A 16,786-nucleotide genomic window follows, 5' to 3' on the forward strand; every position below is an offset into this window, starting at 1 on the left:
CGGATCTGCCGCGTCGCTCGGTGCGGAGCGGATCTCGCACCACGCGAGGATGACGACGATGACGTTCCCCGAGAGGCTCGGCTGCTCGACGATCTCGTTCCAGCACCTCGCGCTGCCCGACGCGCTGCGCGACGTGCGCGCCCTCGGGTTCCAGGAGATCGACCTCGGCGCCCTCCCCGGCGTCTGCGACCACGTGCCGTTCGAGCTCGACGACCGCGCGATCGACGACGTCGCGTCCGCGATCGCGGATGCCGGCATCCGCGTGCGCTCGGTGAACGGCGACGTCGGCGACCTCAACGTGCCCGCCGCCGACCGCGCCGCGCGTCGCGAGCACGTCGAGCGCCTCCTGCGTCTCACGGCCGCGATCGGCGCGGATGCGCTCGTGCTGCCGTGCGGCGCCCTCGACCACGAGCCCGCCGCGGCGCTCGACCTCGACGTCGCGCGCGTCGCCCACGAGCTCGCCGTCGCCGGCACGCTCGCCGAGCAGCTCGGCACGCAGGTGTGGGTCGAGTCCATCCACTTCCTGCGACTGTGCTGGAACGCCGAGCGCGCGGCCATGCTGCACGAGCGCACGCCCGAGTCGGTGCGGGCCGTGCTCGACCTCGCGCACGTCGTCGCCGCGGGCGACGACGTCGCCGACGTCGTCGAGACGTGGGGCGATCGCACCGCGCACGTGCACCTGCGCGACGCCGTGCTGGGCGACTTCGCCAAGCCCATCGGCGGCGGCGACGTCGACTTCGAGGCCGCGTTCGCGGCCCTCGCCGCGTCGGGCTACGCGGGCGGCTTCACCCTCGAGCTGCCCGCCCGCGCCTACACCGACGACGCGACCTCGACGTCGACGCCCGAGTTCCGCGCCGAGCGCCGCACGGCGATCGACGACGCCGCGCGCCACGTCGCCCCCATGCTCGAGGCCGCCGGCCTCGCCCACCGTGGCGTGCAGACCGTCTGACGCCTCCCACGCATCCGAAGAAGGAGCAGCCATGACCACCACCAGGACCGCCATCGTGACCGGCGCCGCCAGCGAGCGGGGCATCGGCATGGCCGTCGCCGACCGCTACGCGGCCGACGGCTGGGCCATCGTCATCCTCGACCTCGACGGGGAGCGCGCCGCGCAGGTCGCCGCCGAGATCGGCGAGCGCCACGGCGTCGCCCACTTCGGCGCCACGGCGAACGTCGCCGACGAGGCATCGGTCGAGGCCGCACGCGCCGCCGTGTCCGCCGAGGTCGAGGCGGGTCGTCTGCCCGTCGTCGGCGCCCTCGCGAACATCGCGGGCATCACGTCGCCCGTGCCCTTCCTCGAGACCGACCTCGCGCTGTGGAACACCGTCATGGCGGTCAACGCCACCGGCACGTACCTCGTGACGAAGGCCTTCCTGCCGCCGATGCTCGAGGCCGGCTTCGGCCGCATCGTCAACATGTCGTCGGTCTCGGCCCAGCGCGGCGGCGGCGTGTTCGGCAAGGTGCCCTACTCGGCCGCGAAGGCTGCGATCCTCGGCTTCACCAAGGCGCTCGCCCGTGAGATCGCCGACTCGGGCGTCACCGTGAACTCCGTCACGCCCGGCGCGGTCGACACGAACATCCGCGTCGGCACGACGCCCGAGCTGGAGGCGCGGATCGCCGCCGACATCCCGATCGGCCGCACGGCGTCGACCGACGAGGTGTCGGCCGTCTTCGCATTCCTCTCGAGCGAGGGCGCCTCGTACCTGCAGGGCACGAACATCGACATCAACGGTGGCAGCCACATGCACTGAGCCTCGGCTCGGCTCGGCGAACGGGCGTCCTCCTGCAGGAGGGCGCCCGTTCGGCGTTCCCCGGGGGCTGGTCCGCGATCCCCCACCAGCTGGTCGAGGAGCGCGCGAGCCCCTGGGCGAGCCCGCGTCACGAGACCACGTGACCCGCCGCTCCCGCTCAGCCATGCGCGTGGTCACGTCGAGCGCGCACGTCGCGTGGTCTCGTGACGGCTGCAGCCTGCGGCTGCGGCCTCCTCGACCAGCTGGTGAGTGCGACCCCGCCGGACGTCAGTGCGGCAGGTGGTGGTGCCGCAGCAGCGTCGACCAGGCCGGCTCCTCCGGCTCGGGCTCCGGCGCCGCCGGTCGCGTGAGGTGCGCGACGAACCACCAGGTGAGCATGCCGGTCGCCGACGCGATCGCCACGTTCATCGCGCAGGCGACGAGCAGGCCCACGACGGTGCCGATCGCGGCGGCGCCGCCCTCGGCGAGCCCGGCGAAGCCCCGCTCGAGCAGCGGCGAGAGCAGGCTCGAGAAGGGTGCGGTGAAGATGTTGAGCACGAGGCGAGCGGCCAGCGCGAGTCCGAACGCCGCGAACGTGATGCGCACGGGATGCTCGAAGCCCGCCGCGCGCAGCACGCGCACGCTGATCGAGGCGCCCGCGATCGCGAGGCCGACTCCGACGAGCGCGAGGAGCCCCGTGAGCCACGGCCACGGGCCCGCGTACAGCTGCTCGACGCTCGTCGCGGCCGCGCCGGGATCGACGTCGGGCAGCAGCGAGGCCAACGAGCGCACGAACGACTCGAGCACGAGGGGCACGAGCAGCAGCAGCAGTCCGAGGGCTGCGAGGTCGGCGCCGACGAGCATCATGGCGCCGCCCACGCCGCCGGCGAACCGGGCTCGGCCCGTCATCGCCTGCGGCAGCCGCGGCTTGGGAGGGGGTGCGATCGACGCGGCATAGGCTCGCTGCGCCTCCGGGTTGGGGGCGAGCCGGGGTGCCGAGGTGGCATAGCCCATTCGCTCGTCGGTCGTCACCGCCCCATGGTGCCGGCCGTGCCTGTGCCGCAGGTGGGAGCCGTCCCTCGACGCGGTGCGCGACCGGTGGCGACGACGGCCGCGTCGGCGTCAGGAGGCGACTGCCTGCTCCGCACCGCCCACCTCGTCGGCGCTGACCGCACGCACGCCGTGCGTCACGTGGTGCCGCCCCAGCGGCAGCACGAGGGGCTTGCCGCACGTCGGGTCGGGGATGACTCGGCTCGAGAGCCCGAACACCTCGCGCACCATCGTCTCGGTGAGCACCGTCGAGGGCTCGCCTGCTGCGTAGAGCGCGCCGGAGCGCACGGCGACGAGATGGTCCGCGTAGCGCGCCGCGAGGTTGAGCTCGTGCAGCACCATGACGATCGTCGTGCCGAGCTCCCGGTTGAGGTCGGTGAGCAGGTCGAGCACCTCGACCTGGTGCGTGACGTCGAGGAAGGTCGTCGGCTCGTCGAGCAGCAGCAGCTCCGTCTGCTGGGCGAGCACCATCGCGATCCAGACCCGCTGCCGCTGGCCTCCCGACAGCTCGTCCACCGCGCGGTCGGCGAGCGCCGCCGTGCCGGTCGCGTCGAGCGCGCGCGCGACCGCTGCATCGTCCTCGGCGGTCCACCTCGCGAGCACGCCCTGATGCGGATGGCGCCCGCGACCGACGAGGTCGGCGACGGCGATGCCCTCGGGAGCCACCGGCGACTGCGGCAGCAGCGCGAGCGTGCGCGCCACCTCCTTCGTCGGCATCGAGTGGATGCTGCGGCCGTCGAGCAGGACCGCGCCCGACTGCACGGGCAGCAGGCGCGACATCGCCTTGAGCACCGTCGACTTGCCGCACGCGTTCGCGCCGACGATCGCCGTGATCCGGCCGGGCGGCACGGCGAGGTCGAGGTCGTCGACGACGACGCGATCGCCGTAGCCGAGCCGCAGCGACTCGGCGACGAGCGCATGCTCCTGCGTCATCGCGCACCTCCCACCGTGTGGGCGGCGGATGCCGCGTCGCGATGCGCACGGCGCAGGACGGTCTCGATGATGCTCACGCGGAGCCTCCACGGTTGGTGCGGACGAGCAGGGCGATGAGGAACGGGGCGCCGAGCGCACCCGTGATCACGCCGACGGGGAACTTCGTGCCGAGCGCGTACTGCGCGAACAGGTCGGCGACGAGCACGAGCAGCGCGCCGAACAGCCCGGAGGCGAGCACCGGGGATCCGACGGGCCCGAGGATGCGGCTCGCGATCGGCCCGGAGAGGAACGCCACGAACGCGATGGGACCCGCAGCGGCCGTGGCGAAGGCCATGAGCATGACGGCGACGACGATGAGGGAGATGCGGCGGAGCTCCACGGGCACGCCGAGCGCTGCCGCCGTCTGCTCGCCCAGCCGCATGATCTCGAGGTCGCGGAGCAGCCACAGCAGCACGGGCGCGAGCACGACCGTCGCGATCACGACGGGCAGCAGGCGATCCACGGTCGCTCCGTTGAGGTTGCCCGTCAGCCAGCGCATCGCCACCTGCATGTCCCAGGCCGCCGCGCCGCTCAGCACGTACGACACGACGCTGCCGAGCATCGCGGAGAGCCCGATGCCGACGAGGATGAGCCGGGTGTTGGCGACGCCGCCGCCCCGATAGGCCAGCAGGTACACGAGCAGCGCGGTCGCGAGGGCGGCGACCGTCGCGAGCACCGAGACCGCCGTCGGCTCGAGCCCCAGCACGAGGATGCCGATGACCGCGGCGGCGCTCGCACCGGAGCCGATGCCGATGATGTCGGGGCTCGCGAGCGGATTGCGCAGCATCGTCTGGAAGGTCGAGCCGGCGAGGCCGAAGGCGAAGCCGACGACGACGCCGGTCGTCGCGCGCGGGATGCGCAGCGTGCCGATCGTGAACGTGCCCTCGCCGTCCTGCCCGAGGAGCACGCGGACGACGTCGAGGCTCGAGTAGGTCGTGCGGCCGACCGTGAGCGAGATCCAGAACGTCGCGAGCACGGCGAGCGCGAGCAGCACGTGCACGAGCAGCCGACGACGAGCGCGTCTGCGGCGGCCGGCGGCGACGGCGAGCAGGGTGGGCGACGGCGCGCCGGTCGCGGCGTCGATGCAGGTCGTGGTCACAGCTCGCGCACCTTCTGCCTGCGGACGATCCAGATGAAGAACGGGGCCCCGACGATCGACGTGACGATGCCGACCTGGATCTCCTCCGTGCCGCCGACGAGCCGTCCGACGACGTCGGCGGCGGTGAGCAGCACCGCGCCGCCGATCGCCGACAGCGGTACGAGCCAGCGGTGGTCGACGCCCGAGAGCAGCCGCACGACGTGCGGCACGACGAGGCCGACGAAGCCGATGGGGCCGGCGATCGCGGTCGACGCGCCGCAGAGGATGACGCCGCCGAGCGCTGCGACGATGCGAGCGCGCAGCACGTGCTCGCCGAGGCCGCGCGCGAGCTCGTCGCCGAGGGCGAGCGAGTTGAGCGCTCGCGCCGAGGCCCAGGAGACGAGCAGGCCGACGAGCAGGAACGGCCCGATCAGGGCGATCTTGTCCCACGAGCCGCCGCCGACGCCGCCGATCGACCAGTGGCGGAACTCCTCCATGGCGTCGACGCGCGGCAGCAGCACGGCGCCCACGAGCGATGTGAGGGCGACGGACGTCGCAGCGCCCGCCAGCGCCAGCTTGAGCGGCGTCGCGCCGCCACGGCCGAGCGATCCGACCGCGTAGACGAAGACCGCGGCGACGGATGCGCCGAGCATCGCGGTCCAGATGTACGCGCCGTCGGTCGACATGCCCACGGCGACGATGCCGATGACCACCGCGAGCGACGCCCCCGCGTTGACGCCGAGGATCTCGGGGTCGGCGAGCGGGTTGCGGGTGACGCCCTGCATGACGGCGCCGGCCACGCCCAGCGCGGCACCGACGACGATCGCCAGCACGGTGCGGGGCATGCGCTTGACGACGGCGGCCTGCGCCGTCGTGTCCTGCTGACCGAGCACGCCCGCCACGATGTCGTCCCATCCGACGTCGAGCACGCCGAAGGTCACCGAGGCGATCGCAGCGAGGGCGAGGGCGAGCAGCAGGCCCAGGGCGACGAGCAGACGCACCCGCACCGGGCGTCGACGACGGTCGATGCCCGGTGCGGGTGCGGTGGTGGTGCTGGTCATGCTGCGCGACGACCGAGGGTCGTCATCGAGGCGTCAGGCGATCAGGAGGCCGTCGCCGCGGCCTCGTCGAGCAGCGGCAGGTAGTGCTCGATGAGGTGGTCGATGGCGAGCGGGCTCGGGTTCGCTGCGGCGGTCGTGCTCGGGTCGGTGTCGACGTCGAGGAACACGACCGCGCCGCTCGCGATCGCCGGGATGCGCGAGAGCAGCGGGTCGGCCTGCAGCGCGGCGAGCTCCTCGCCCGTGCCGTAGGTGACGATGACGTCGAGGTCGCTGAGGGTGTCGACGGCCTCTGCGCTCACCGAGAAGTAGAACTCGTCGGTGCCGGGATCGGCGACGGCCTGCGGCACCTCGAACCCAGCGAACTCGCTCAGGAACGCCGTGCGCGGGTCGGCCGTCGAGTAGAAGCCGACGCTCGAGAGGTCGGTGACGTCGAAGAACGCGAACGCAGCACCCTGGCCTGCGCCGAGGTGCTCGTAGCCGGCGACGGCCTCGGTGATCGCGGCCTCCTCCTCGGCGACCAGCTCCTCGGCCTCCGCCTCGAAGCCCAGGCCCGCGCCATCCATCAGGATCGTGTCCTGCCACGACGTGCCCCACGCGACGCCGGGGAACGCCACGACGGGGGCGATCTCGCTGAGCGTCGCGTAGTCGTCCTCCGACAGGCCCGAGTAGGCCGAGAGGATCACGTCGGGGTCGGCGTCGGCGATCGCCTCGAAGTCGATGCCGTCGGTGCCGTCGTAGAGCGCGGGCGTCTCGGCGCCGAGGTCCTCGAGCTTCGCCTCGACCCACGGCAGCACGCCGTCGCCGTCGTCGTCACCCCACGTGGCCTCCTCCATGACGACGGGGACGATGTCGAACGCGAGTGCCACCTCCTGGTTGCTCCAGCCGACGGTGGCGACGCGCTCGGGCGCGGCCTCGATCGTCGTCTCGCCGAAGGCGTGCTCGATCACCACGGGGAACGATGCCGAGGAGGCGTTCGACGAGCCGGACTCCTGCGCGGCGTCGTCGCCGCTGCTGGCGCAGGCGGCGAGGGCGAGCGCCGACAGGCCGGCGAACGTGGCTGCGGCGGGACGGGACAGGCGCATCGAGGGCTCCATTCAGTGATTGGCAAGGTAAGGCTACACTTACTTGGAGGTGATGCTGCCAGCGTCGACGGGGTCGCGGCCGCCGAGCGCGCACCATGACGACGACCGGGGTGCACGCACCGTCGACCGACGATCGAGGACGCCGCCGCCGACGGCAGTCGACCGGCTGCGGGCGAGCGCTCGCGTCGCAGGACGCCGCGGACGGGTCGCGTCAGCGCAGCGTGCGGCGCGAGGTGATCTGCCCCGTGTCGAAGCCCAGCAGGTGCAGGCCGCCGTGGAAGCGCGCGTGCTCGACCTTGATGCAACGGTCCATCACGACCGTCAGCCCCTTGGCCTCCGCGTCGTACGCCGCCTGCTCGTTCCAGATGCCCAGTTGCACCCAGATGGTCTTCGCGCCGATCGCGACGACCTCGTCGACGACCGAGGGGATGTCCGACGCCTTGCGGAACACCACGACGACGTCGGGCACGCCCGGCAGCGACTGCAGGTCGGGGTAGACGGGCTGGCCGAGGATCTCGGTCGCGTTCGGGTTCACGAACCACAGCTCGAAGTCGCTCGACTGCTGCAGGTACGTGCCCACGAAGTACGACGAGCGCGTGACGTTCGGCGAGGCTCCGACGATCGCGACCGTCTTCGCGGCGCGCAGGATCGCGAGGCGCTCCTTCGCATCCGGCCCGACCCACGTGCGCTGGCTCTTCAGCAGGCGCGCGAGCGGCGACGACGCCGGGATCGAGCAGGTGAGGCCGTTCTGCAGCGTGACGAGCTCCGTGTCGGGCTGCGCGGTCGTGTCGGTCATCGCTCCTCCGTCGCGGCGGCGAGCGCCTGGTCGAGGTCGTGGATGATGTCGTCGACGTCCTCGAGGCCCACCGAGATGCGCACGAGGCCGGGACCGACGCCCGCATCCACCAGCTGCTGCTCGGAGAGCTGCGCATGCGTCGTGGATCCGGGATGGATGATGAGCGTCTTCGTGTCGCCGATGTTCGCGACGTGGCTCGCGAGGTTCACCGACTCGATGAGGCGCTGGCCGACGGCGCGGCCGCCCTTGACGTCGAACGAGAAGACCGAGCCCGGGCCCTTCGGCAGGTACTTCGCCGCGCGCTCGTGGTGCGGATGCGACGGGAGGCCCGCCCATGACACCTGCTCGATGCGCGCATCCTGCTCGAGCCACTCGGCGACGACGCGGGCGTTGTCGACGTGGGACTGCATCCGCAGCGGCAGCGTCTCGACGCCCTGCGCGAGCTGGAACGCCGACTGCGCCGAGAGCACGGGGCCGATGTCGCGCAGCTGCTCGCCGCGCAGACGCGTGAGGAAGGCGTACTCGCCGAAGTTGCCGTTCCACGTGAGCCCGCCGTAGTGCGGCACGGGCTCGTCGAGCAGCGGGAAGCGGCCGTTGTCCCACGGGAAGCGGCCCGACTCCACGACGACGCCGCCGAGGGTCGTGCCGTGGCCGCCGAGGAACTTCGTCGCCGAGTGCGTGACGATGTCGGCGCCCCACTCGATGGGGCGGTTGAGGTACGGGGTGGCGATGGTGGCGTCGACGACCAGCGGGATGCCCGCGGCGTGCGCGACGTCGGCGAGGCCCTCGAGGTCGGCGACCTCGCCCGACGGGTTCGCGACGGTCTCGACGAAGACGAGCCTCGTGCGGTCCGTGATCGCGGCCGCGTAGTCGGCCGGGTCGGAGCCCGCGACGAACGTGGTCTCGACGCCGAAGCGGCGCAGCGTGACGTCGAGCTGCGTCACGGTGCCGCCGTACAGGCTCGACGAGGCGACGATGTGGTCGCCCGCGCCCGCGAGCGCAGCGAACACGAGGAACTCGGCGCCGAGGCCCGAGGCCGTCGCGACGGCGCCGAGGCCGCCCTCGAGGCTCGCGATGCGCTCCTCGAACGACGCGACCGTCGGGTTCGAGACGCGCGAGTAGATGTTGCCGTACTTCTGCAGGGCGAAGCGCGCTGCGGCGTCGGCGGTGTCGTCGAAGACGAACGCGGTGGACTGGTGGATGGGGAGCGCGCGGGATCCGTGCACGGCATCGGGGATGTTGCCTGCGTGGATCGCGCGCGTACGGAATCCGTACTCGCGATCGGCCATGCACTCAGGCTAGGCGGTGGCGGGCGCTGCGACGGTCGCTCCCGTCACGCGGCGTCACGCGTGCGGGCGGGCGCGGTAGGCGGGGCATGACCCCGCTCTGCGCGCCAGCGCATCGGAGGCCGGATGTCCAGCCCTTCCCGCCCGTCCGAAGCCACCGGAGGATGCGAACGACAGCAGTCGCACGACGGAGAGGCGGACATCATGACCGACGCATCGCAGACGCACGAGCCCTTCGGCTCGAACACGGGTCCGGAGGGCGCCACGATCGCCGACTGGACCGACCTCGGGCGCGAGATGTGGTCGTACCTCACGGGCCGCAACGCCGTCGTCAACTACACGTTCGACGACATGCTCATCGAGGTGCCGCGCGACATCGGGCCCGACTCGCCGCGCGCGACCTGGCGGGTGCATGGCACGCTGCGGGTGACGACGAGCGACGACGCGTCGGGCTCGCACCGCGCGGACTGAGCCCGGGCGATGATCCGCTTCGACATCGACCTGTCGATCGAGCAGCAGGGCGACGACGGCTTCGGGGCCACGGTGACGGCCGCCGGCACCGAGATCGTGGTGACGGTCGACGACGCCTCGCGACTGCCGATGGGCGGGCGGCGCACGCTGCACGACCTCGGCCCGTTCGCCGACGACCTCGCCAGGCAGGGGGTCTCGGTGCGTGTCGACGGGCCCGACGGCACGCTCGTCGCCCTCGGCGACGTCGGCGCGAACGTGCTGCAGCGCCTCGTCTCGGGTTCCCAGCACGTGCGGGTCGGCTCGCCGACCGCGCTCGCGCGGGTCCGGCGCGGCGCGCGCTCGTCGGCGACCATCCCGGTGCCGCCCACGACGATGCTGCCGATCGCGCCTACGCTCGGGCGCCGCATCCGTCGGCGGCCCACCACGACGCACGCGAGCCCTGGCGCGGGTCGTCCTCGCCTCGTCTTCGCCGTCGGCACGGGCTCGTGGGACGACGCGGTGCCGTACGAGTTCGACCTGCTGCCCGAGCGCACGCGCATCGGCTCGGGTGCCGACGTCGACCTGCGGCTGCCCGGACTCGAGCCCCTGCACGCCGAGGTGGTGCATCGCGGCGACGACGAGTACGTGCTCGTCGCGCACGGGCCCATCGGCGGTGGCGCCGCGTCCCGCGACGGCGAGGCCGCGCCGCGCGTGCTGCGCACCGGTGCACGCATCGAGCTGGGTGCGTGGCGGCTCGCGTACGTGCGCGAGGAGTGGGCCGATCACGGTCGGCCCTACGGCGGCAGGCAGGGGGGCGAGCTCGCCATCCAACGCCCGCAGCCGCCGCGGCACGTCGCGCGGCCCGAGGTCGATCCCGGTCCGCAGACGGCCGGCTAGGCGTCTCGACGCGACGGCGGTCGTTCAGCTGCGAGCGACCGCCTTCGCCACGAGGTCGCGCACGCGCGCCTCGACGTCGGCGTTCACCTCGATGACGGCGAACGAGACGCCCCACATGACGCCGTCGTCGAGCGACGCGTGCTCGTCGAAGCTCACCGTGCCGTAGCGGGTCTTGAACTTCGACGCCGGCTGGTAGAAGACGACGACCTTGCCCTCGTCGTTCGCGTACGCGGGGAAGCCGTAGAACGTCTTCGGGTTGAGGTCGGGGGCGACCTCGCCCACGATGCGGTGCAGCATCGTCGCGACCTCGCCGTCGACGCCCTCGAGCGCCTCCACGGCCGCGCCGCACGCCTCGAGCTCCTTCGCGAGCCTCGCAGCGCCCTTGAGGCCCTTCGTCGAGCGCAGCTCCTCGGCGCGCTGCTGCATCGCCGCGCGCTCCTCGTCGGTGAATCCGGTCTTCGTGCTCACGATGCGGTCCTGTCCTCCTGGATGCGGATGCGAGTGCTCGCGGGGTCGCCGACACCTTCGTCGCGCACCCCGGTCATGCGGTGAGCGTACGCCCGCCGCGCACGCACGAGGGGTCGCCCGTGATGGGCGACCCCTCGTGGATCGGTGGACGCGCGGGCCGGGCCCGCTCGGCTGGCCGTCACCGCAGGGGCGGCGTGAGGGCCAGCAGGCGGAGGGCGTCGCGCTCGCGGCGCGCATCGGCCGCGTCGCGGAGCTCGGCCGACCGGCGGTCGGGACGGTGCAGGGCGATGCGTGCGAGCGCCTCGGCGAGCGCGAGCAGCGCACGCCGGGCGGGAGTCGCAGGCCTCGCGGCTGCGAGCCGCAGGGGCTGGGAGATGGTCGACATGGGGGGTCCTTCGGATGAGGCGCGCGGGCACGCCGAATGCAGGTGCGAGCGCATTCGCGAATGCGAGATGGAATGCGTGCGGAATTGCACGCAGAATGCATCCGCGCGGAAAAGGAGTCGCGCGATGGGTGCGCATTCGCGAATGCGAGATGAGGGCCGAGCCGTGGGGCTCGGTGTGCTGTCGTGTCGCGGTCACGCCGACGCGTGCTCCACCCGATCGCATCCGGGCGACGGACGATGCCGAGGCTCGGATGCAGGGGTGCGGGCGCTGCGTTGGCGGCGATGCACGAGCGGCGACGCGGCGGATGCGCGCGTGGCCGGCGGTGCCGACGTGTCCGCGGTGCTAGCGGATCCCGGAGACGAGGGCCGGGCCGGTGCACGTGGTGGTCATGAACATGGCAGCTCCTCTCTCGACGGGATTGCGGCGTGTGCCGTGGACGAGAGCGAGCATATCCACACGAATTGCGCTCGCGCAACTCGAATCGCGGAATTCTCGTCGAGATCCTCGAATGCGGTCGAGATCAGGCGATCGGGGACGCCGGTTCCGCCTGCGCGGTCGTGGCGATGCGACGTGCGCGCAGCAGCCACGTCATCCACCACGTCGCGAGCGCTCCGAGCGGCGCGCCGACGAGACCCAGCAGCACCGCGAGGGTCACGGCCTGCGGCACCGCCGGCGGGCCCCCGATCAGCGTGAGGGCGGGGACGAACGCCGCCGTCGTGACGGTGCCCAGCACGAGCATCGCGACCGCGACGGTCGCCGACGACAGCCCCACGACCGCGCCGGGCGCCGGCACCCGTCGACGCAGCAGCAGCCAGAGCGCCACGAACGACGCCGCGCCCACGACGGCGCCCGCGCCGCCTGCCGTCGCGAGGGGCACCGCGAGCTCGACGAGCGCCTCGTCGTCGAGCACGTCGCCCGGCGGTCCCCACATGATCGAGAGCAGACCGGTGCCGGCGCCGACGAGCGTCGCGACGGCGAGCGCCACGACCACGAGGTTCGAGAGCGACAGGCCCGCACCGAGCATCGCGCCGCCGACCGCGCCTGCGAGCAGGGCCGCGAGCAGCACGCGTCTGGGCAGCCTGGGTCGAGGCTCGCGCAGCACGGTCATGCGGGCACGGTAGCCAGCGCCGGTGTGCAGGTGCTGTGCGCAGGCGTCATCGCGTCTGCACGACGTCGGACGCGAGCATGCACCCGTGCGGCGCCGACCCCTACGACTCCTTCGTGATCTCGACCGTCACGAACAGCTCCGACCCGCCTGCGCCGGCGTACACGCCGCGCAGCGGAGCGACGTCCGCGTAGTCGCGGCCGTAGCCGACCTTCACGTGCCGCTCGCCGATGTCGATGAGGTTCGTCGGATCCCACGCCGTCCAGTCGCCCGTGAACCACTCGACCCACGCGTGGCTCTCGCCCACGACGGTCTCGCCGATCTGCGCGTTCGGCCGCGGGTGCAGGTAGCCCGAGACGTACCTGGCGGGGATGCCGACGGCGCGCAGCGCGCCGATCGTCACGTGCGCGATGTCCTGGCAGACGCCCTTGCGCTTCGCCCACGCCTCGTGCGCGTTCGTGTGCACGTGCGTCACGCCCGACATGTACTGCATCTCCTCGCCGACGTAGCGCGCGATCGCCGCGGCGGCCTCGCCGGGCGTCTCCGTCTCCTCGACGAACCGACGCGCCGTCGCGACGAGGTCGTCGAGCGGTCGCGTCCGATCGGTCTGGCCCAGCTGCTCCACGTACGTCGTCACGCGGCGGGCGACCTTCGCGAGCGCCTCCCACGTGATGTCGTGCCCGCCCGTGAGGCGCGGCCGCACCTCGACGAGGCTCGTGGCCGTGAGCTGCAGCTCGGTGTGCGGCGAGAGCACGTCGAACGACGTGACCTTGTTGCCCCAGTAGTCCTCGTACGTGTTCACGGACGTCGACGGCCGCACGTCGAGGTTCGAGTAGATGACGAACTGGCCGTCGCTCGTCGACGGCAGCATGCGCGCCTCGTTGTACGACGCCACGGCGGGCGCCTTGTAGCGGTAGCCGGTCGTGTGCCGGATGCGGATGCGGCTCATGCTCGCTCCCCCACCCACGCGGGCAGGTTGTGCGTCGGGAAGTACCGTTCCCGCACCGCCTGCGACACGGTCGTCGTCGCCGTCTGCACCTGGTCCATGACGCTCGCGAGGTCGGCGATGATCTCCCCGATCGGTCGGAACTCGAGCTCGGCGCGCACCTGGCCAAGCATCCGCTGCGCCGAGTCGCCGTAGCCGACGCGCTCGTGGCGCGGCTCGATGTCGCGCAGGCACTGCTCGGCCCGACGCACGCTGAAGAGGATCGACCGTGGGAACAGGCGGTCGAGCATGAGGAACTCGGCGGCGTTCGTCGACGACGGCACGCCGCGATACGTGCGCAGGTACGCCTCGTAGGCGCCGACCGAGCGCAGGATGGCGGTCCACGACGGGCTCGCGTCCTCCGTGAGCGCTCGGGTGGCGAGCAGGCGGGCGGTCATGTCGGCGCGCTCGAGCGAGCGGCCGAGCGTGAGGAACGACCACGCGTCGTCGCGGCTCGCGGTCGAGTCGGCGATGCCGGTCGCGAGCGCGGCACGCTCGCGCACCCATCCGAACAGCTCGTGCACCTTCTCGCCCGACACCCGCCTCGGCATGCCGGTGTGCGTCGTGTTGAGCACCTCCCACAGCTCGGTCGAGATGATCTCGCGGGCGCGGCGGGCGTTCTCGCGCGCGGCGTTCACCGAGTAGGCGATGGAGGCGGTGTCCATCCGGTCGATCGCGAGCGACGTGATGACGTCGCCGCGGCGCAGCGTGCGCTCGGGCGGGGCGTCGCTGCCCATGACGCCCAGCAGGGCGCGGCATGCGGTGTCCTCGTCGACGAACGTGTCCTCGAGCAGCAGCTGCAGGTAGACGTCGAGGATGCGGGCGGTGCCGTCGGCGCGCTCGATGTAGCGGCCGATCCAGAAGAGGCTCTCGGCGATGCGGCTCAGCATGCTGCGTCCCCCTCCGTCGCGCGCTGCGCTTGCTGCTGCTGCTCGGCCTGGCGATTCGTGCCGGCATCCTGCGGGCTCTGATCCTGCGGATGCTCGTGGCCGGCGATGATCGAGATGGGTCGCGTCATCGGCTCGCCCGATCCGCCGAACTCCGCCTCGACGTCGTCGAGCGGCGCCGGCTCGCGCGGGTCGCCCAGCACCCAGGTGTCCTTCGACCCGCCGCCCTGCGACGAGTTCACGACGAGCTGGCCCTCGGGCAGCGCCACGCGGGTGAGGCCGCCGGGCAGCACCCACACGTCGTGGCCGTCGTGCACCGCGAAGGGGCGCAGGTCGACGTGGCGCGGACGCATGCCGTCCTCGACGAGCGTCGGGATGGTCGACAGCTGCACGACGGGCTGCGCGATCCATCCGCGCGGGTCGGCGATGAGCCGCTGGCGCAGCTCGTCGAGCTGCTCCTCGGTCGCATCCGGACCCACGACGAGCCCCTTGCCGCCCGAGCCGTCGACGGGCTTCACGACGAGCTCGTGCAGTCGGCCGAGCACCTCGTCGAGCGCGCCCTCGTCCTCGAGCCGCCACGTGTCGACGTTCTTGAGGATCGGCTCCTCGTTGAGGTAGTAGCGGATGAGGTCGGGCACGTACGTGTAGACGAGCTTGTCGTCGGCGATGCCGTTGCCGACGGCGTTGGCGATCGTGACGTTGCCGAGGCGCGCCGCGAGCATGAGGCCCGGGCTGCCGAGCATGGAGTCGGGTCGGAACTGCAGCGGGTCGAGGAAGTCGTCGTCGACGCGGCGGTAGATGACGTCGACGCGCTGCGGCCCCTCGGTCGTGCGCATGTAGACGCGGCCGCCGCTCGTGAAGAGGTCGCGCCCCTCGACGAGCTCGACGCCCATGAGCCGAGCGAGCAGCGTGTGCTCGAAGTACGCGGAGTTGTAGACGCCGGGGGTGAGCACGACGACCGTCGGGTCGTCGACGCCCGCCGGCGCGCTCAGGCGCAGCGCCTGCAGCAGCTTGTCGGGGTAGTCGCCCACGGGGCGCACGCGCATCGACGAGAACATCTCGGGCAGCGTCTGCGCGATCACGCGACGGTTCGAGATCACGTACGAGACGCCCGAGGGCACGCGCACGTTGTCCTCGAGCACGCGCCACTCGCCGTCCTGGTCGCGGATGAGGTCGATGCCCGACACGTGGATGCGCACGCCGTTCGCGCCCACGACGCCGGCCGCCTGGCGGTGGAAGTGCGTCGACGACGAGATGAGCGCCGCGGGGATGATGCCGTCCTCGACGGCGCGCTGCGGGCCGTACATGTCGGCGAGGAACGCCTCGAGCGCGAGCACGCGCTGCCTCACGCCCGACTCGACGTGCGCCCAGTCCTCGCTCGTGATCACGCGCGGCACCGCATCCAACGGGAACGGCCGCTCCTCGCCCGCGAAGTCGAACGTCACGCCCTGCGCCAGGTACGAGCGCGCGAGCGCGTCGGCCCTCCCTCGCAGCTCGGCCTGCGTCATCTCGCTCAGCGACGCGTGCACGTCGCGGTAGGGCGCGCGGGGGGTGCCGGATGCGTCGAACATCTCGTCCCACGGCGTGCCTTGGCGCTTCGGCGGATTCGCGAAGGGCTTGTCGTAGTCCTCGAACAGGTCGCCCATGTCGCGATCCTACGGGCGCGCGTGTTTCCGACTCGTGACGGTGCGACGGCGCCGCGCATTTGCTATCCGCGCGCGGGGCGTCGGGAGCGCGTGGGGATGCGCCCGGCGACCGCGAGGAGATCGCGAGGATCGGCCCGTCGTCGCGCGCGAGCGCGCAGGCTCGTCGGCATGCACTCGACATCGGAGCCCGTCGAACGGACCGACGACCCCTCGCCCGACGCATCCTTCACCGTGCTCATCCCCGCGACCGGGAGCCGCATCCGCATCCGACGCCTCGGCACGCAGCTGCGCATGCAGGCCGCACGATGACGCTCACCGACCAGCTGCCGAGCCTGCGCCGCACGCTGCCCGATCCCCTCGCGATCGACGCGTGGCCGGAGGAGACGCGGGCGCGCGTCGACGACGTGCTCGTCGGCGGGCTCTCGCTGCGCGCCGTCGCCGCCGTCACCGGCACACCGTGCGTGCATGCGGGCGCCGCCGTGCTGCCGGGCACGGGCGGCGTGCCCTGTGCAGATGCGACGACCGCGGTGGTCGTGACGATGGTCGTCGCGAGCGTGCCGCACGGCGCGGGCACGGGCGTGGTGCTCGACGTCGACCCCGGCACGACCGGGCTCGTCTGGCACGAGGCGCGACTGCTCGGCCGCGCGTCGACCGCGCGCCGGATCCCGCAGCCGATCGTGCGCGAGGGCCGCGTGCTCGCCGTGCCGCGGCTCGCGGCCGACCTGCACCCCGGCGACCTGCTCGCGATCCCCTGCCCTGGACGCGTGCACGTGCGCCACGGCGTGCTCGAGCGCGCCGATCGCGAGCGCGAGACGTGGCTCACCGCCCTGCGATGAGCCATCGAACCTGCACGTGAGCGCCTGCTGGAGTGCATCCTGCACCTGAGGCCTCCCTCATGTGCGGATTC

General features: G+C 72.6%; 19 protein-coding genes. 6 read left to right on the top strand and 13 right to left on the bottom strand.

Annotation, left to right across the window (positions count from 1 at the left end; all coding sequences use genetic code 11):
- Positions 1 to 58: 58 nt before the first annotated feature.
- A complete protein-coding gene (locus FS793_RS09160) occupies positions 59 to 949 on the top strand; it encodes a sugar phosphate isomerase/epimerase family protein (RefSeq protein ID WP_144720189.1) in 891 nt (296 codons plus the stop codon).
- 31 nt (positions 950 to 980) lie between these two features.
- The gene (locus tag FS793_RS09165) at positions 981 to 1,751 is read left to right on the top strand and encodes an SDR family NAD(P)-dependent oxidoreductase (protein WP_144720190.1); all 771 of its coding nucleotides are present in this window, start codon (positions 981 to 983) and stop codon (positions 1,749 to 1,751) included.
- A gap of 267 nt (positions 1,752 to 2,018) precedes the next feature.
- On the opposite strand, the gene FS793_RS09170 is transcribed toward FS793_RS09165, so the two are convergent.
- The 7 genes from FS793_RS09170 to FS793_RS09200 form a co-directional block, all read right to left on the bottom strand.
- Positions 2,019 to 2,762, bottom strand: coding sequence for a hypothetical protein (locus FS793_RS09170; protein ID WP_144720191.1), 744 nt, complete (start codon positions 2,760 to 2,762; stop codon positions 2,019 to 2,021).
- Positions 2,763 to 2,852: 90 nt separating this feature from the next.
- Positions 2,853 to 3,713 carry an ABC transporter ATP-binding protein gene (locus FS793_RS09175; RefSeq protein WP_144720192.1) on the bottom strand — a complete coding sequence of 287 codons (861 nt, stop codon included), beginning with the start codon at positions 3,711 to 3,713 and terminating at the stop codon, positions 2,853 to 2,855.
- A 73-nt stretch (positions 3,714 to 3,786) separates the two neighbouring features.
- Positions 3,787 to 4,851 carry a FecCD family ABC transporter permease gene (locus tag FS793_RS09180; protein WP_144720193.1) on the bottom strand — a complete coding sequence of 355 codons (1,065 nt, stop codon included), beginning with the start codon at positions 4,849 to 4,851 and terminating at the stop codon, positions 3,787 to 3,789.
- Positions 4,848 to 5,891, bottom strand: coding sequence for a FecCD family ABC transporter permease (locus FS793_RS09185; protein WP_144720194.1), 1,044 nt, complete (start codon positions 5,889 to 5,891; stop codon positions 4,848 to 4,850). The genes FS793_RS09180 and FS793_RS09185 overlap by 4 nt, the downstream gene beginning before the upstream one ends.
- Before the next feature lie 41 nt (positions 5,892 to 5,932).
- A complete protein-coding gene (locus tag FS793_RS09190) occupies positions 5,933 to 6,973 on the bottom strand; it encodes an ABC transporter substrate-binding protein (protein WP_144720195.1) in 1,041 nt (346 codons plus the stop codon).
- Positions 6,974 to 7,184: 211 nt separating this feature from the next.
- Positions 7,185 to 7,769 carry a CoA-binding protein gene (locus tag FS793_RS09195; RefSeq protein WP_144720196.1) on the bottom strand — a complete coding sequence of 195 codons (585 nt, stop codon included), beginning with the start codon at positions 7,767 to 7,769 and terminating at the stop codon, positions 7,185 to 7,187.
- A complete protein-coding gene (locus FS793_RS09200) occupies positions 7,766 to 9,058 on the bottom strand; it encodes an O-acetylhomoserine aminocarboxypropyltransferase/cysteine synthase family protein (protein WP_144720197.1) in 1,293 nt (430 codons plus the stop codon). The genes FS793_RS09195 and FS793_RS09200 overlap by 4 nt, the downstream gene beginning before the upstream one ends.
- Positions 9,059 to 9,259: 201 nt before the next feature.
- Here FS793_RS09200 and FS793_RS09205 point away from each other — a divergent pair, with 201 nt between their 5' ends.
- Positions 9,260 to 9,526, top strand: coding sequence for a hypothetical protein (locus FS793_RS09205; protein WP_144720198.1), 267 nt, complete (start codon positions 9,260 to 9,262; stop codon positions 9,524 to 9,526).
- Positions 9,527 to 9,535: 9 nt separating this feature from the next.
- Positions 9,536 to 10,402: an FHA domain-containing protein gene (locus FS793_RS09210; protein ID WP_186329420.1), complete on the top strand. Its 867-nt coding sequence runs from the start codon at positions 9,536 to 9,538 to the stop codon at positions 10,400 to 10,402.
- Between the two features lie 24 nt (positions 10,403 to 10,426).
- Here FS793_RS09210 and FS793_RS09215 read toward each other — a convergent pair whose 3' ends face one another.
- From FS793_RS09215 to FS793_RS09240, 6 genes are all read right to left on the bottom strand, one after another.
- Positions 10,427 to 10,870 carry a hypothetical protein gene (locus FS793_RS09215; RefSeq protein WP_313959373.1) on the bottom strand — a complete coding sequence of 148 codons (444 nt, stop codon included), beginning with the start codon at positions 10,868 to 10,870 and terminating at the stop codon, positions 10,427 to 10,429.
- A 178-nt stretch (positions 10,871 to 11,048) separates the two neighbouring features.
- Entirely contained in the window at positions 11,049 to 11,255 is a 207-nt protein-coding gene (locus tag FS793_RS09220; protein WP_144720199.1) for a hypothetical protein, read from the bottom strand.
- Between the two features lie 521 nt (positions 11,256 to 11,776).
- A complete protein-coding gene (locus FS793_RS09225; RefSeq protein WP_144720200.1) occupies positions 11,777 to 12,364 on the bottom strand; it encodes a hypothetical protein in 588 nt (195 codons plus the stop codon).
- Between the two features lie 100 nt (positions 12,365 to 12,464).
- A complete protein-coding gene (locus tag FS793_RS09230; RefSeq protein ID WP_144720201.1) occupies positions 12,465 to 13,310 on the bottom strand; it encodes a transglutaminase family protein in 846 nt (281 codons plus the stop codon).
- Positions 13,307 to 14,236, bottom strand: coding sequence for an alpha-E domain-containing protein (locus tag FS793_RS09235; protein ID WP_144720202.1), 930 nt, complete (start codon positions 14,234 to 14,236; stop codon positions 13,307 to 13,309). The genes FS793_RS09230 and FS793_RS09235 overlap by 4 nt, the downstream gene beginning before the upstream one ends.
- On the bottom strand, positions 14,230 to 15,879 hold the full coding sequence (locus FS793_RS09240; RefSeq protein ID WP_144720203.1) for a circularly permuted type 2 ATP-grasp protein: 1,650 nt from the start codon (positions 15,877 to 15,879) through the stop codon (positions 14,230 to 14,232). The genes FS793_RS09235 and FS793_RS09240 overlap by 7 nt, the downstream gene beginning before the upstream one ends.
- Before the next feature lie 168 nt (positions 15,880 to 16,047).
- Between FS793_RS09240 and FS793_RS16210 the strand changes: the two genes are divergently transcribed.
- Both FS793_RS16210 and FS793_RS09245 read left to right on the top strand, forming a co-directional pair.
- A complete protein-coding gene (locus tag FS793_RS16210; RefSeq protein ID WP_186329421.1) occupies positions 16,048 to 16,188 on the top strand; it encodes a hypothetical protein in 141 nt (46 codons plus the stop codon).
- Positions 16,185 to 16,715 carry a hypothetical protein gene (locus tag FS793_RS09245; RefSeq protein ID WP_144720204.1) on the top strand — a complete coding sequence of 177 codons (531 nt, stop codon included), beginning with the start codon at positions 16,185 to 16,187 and terminating at the stop codon, positions 16,713 to 16,715. Before FS793_RS16210 ends, FS793_RS09245 begins: the two co-directional genes overlap by 4 nt.
- Positions 16,716 to 16,786 lie beyond the last annotated feature (71 nt).

Source organism: Agrococcus jejuensis (assembly GCF_007679035.1).
GTDB lineage: Bacteria > Actinomycetota > Actinomycetes > Actinomycetales > Microbacteriaceae > Agrococcus > Agrococcus jejuensis_A.

Bases quoted from the DNA above. Each gene is read 5' to 3' on its own strand.
- FS793_RS09160 (WP_144720189.1), top strand. From the start codon at position 59: ATGACGTTCCCCGAGAGGCTCGGCTGCTCGACGATCTCGTTCCAGCAC.
- FS793_RS09165 (WP_144720190.1), top strand. From the start codon at position 981: ATGACCACCACCAGGACCGCCATCGTGACCGGCGCCGCCAGCGAGCGG.
- FS793_RS09175 (WP_144720192.1), bottom strand. From the start codon at position 3,713: ATGACGCAGGAGCATGCGCTCGTCGCCGAGTCGCTGCGGCTCGGCTAC.
- FS793_RS09185 (WP_144720194.1), bottom strand. From the start codon at position 5,891: ATGACCAGCACCACCACCGCACCCGCACCGGGCATCGACCGTCGTCGA.
- FS793_RS09190 (WP_144720195.1), bottom strand. From the start codon at position 6,973: ATGCGCCTGTCCCGTCCCGCCGCAGCCACGTTCGCCGGCCTGTCGGCG.
- FS793_RS09195 (WP_144720196.1), bottom strand. From the start codon at position 7,769: ATGACCGACACGACCGCGCAGCCCGACACGGAGCTCGTCACGCTGCAG.
- FS793_RS09200 (WP_144720197.1), bottom strand. From the start codon at position 9,058: ATGGCCGATCGCGAGTACGGATTCCGTACGCGCGCGATCCACGCAGGC.
- FS793_RS09205 (WP_144720198.1), top strand. From the start codon at position 9,260: ATGACCGACGCATCGCAGACGCACGAGCCCTTCGGCTCGAACACGGGT.
- FS793_RS09210 (WP_186329420.1), top strand. From the start codon at position 9,536: ATGATCCGCTTCGACATCGACCTGTCGATCGAGCAGCAGGGCGACGAC.
- FS793_RS09220 (WP_144720199.1), bottom strand. From the start codon at position 11,255: ATGTCGACCATCTCCCAGCCCCTGCGGCTCGCAGCCGCGAGGCCTGCG.
- FS793_RS09225 (WP_144720200.1), bottom strand. From the start codon at position 12,364: ATGACCGTGCTGCGCGAGCCTCGACCCAGGCTGCCCAGACGCGTGCTG.
- FS793_RS09230 (WP_144720201.1), bottom strand. From the start codon at position 13,310: ATGAGCCGCATCCGCATCCGGCACACGACCGGCTACCGCTACAAGGCG.
- FS793_RS09235 (WP_144720202.1), bottom strand. From the start codon at position 14,236: ATGCTGAGCCGCATCGCCGAGAGCCTCTTCTGGATCGGCCGCTACATC.
- FS793_RS09240 (WP_144720203.1), bottom strand. From the start codon at position 15,879: ATGGGCGACCTGTTCGAGGACTACGACAAGCCCTTCGCGAATCCGCCG.
- FS793_RS16210 (WP_186329421.1), top strand. From the start codon at position 16,048: ATGCACTCGACATCGGAGCCCGTCGAACGGACCGACGACCCCTCGCCC.
- FS793_RS09245 (WP_144720204.1), top strand. From the start codon at position 16,185: ATGACGCTCACCGACCAGCTGCCGAGCCTGCGCCGCACGCTGCCCGAT.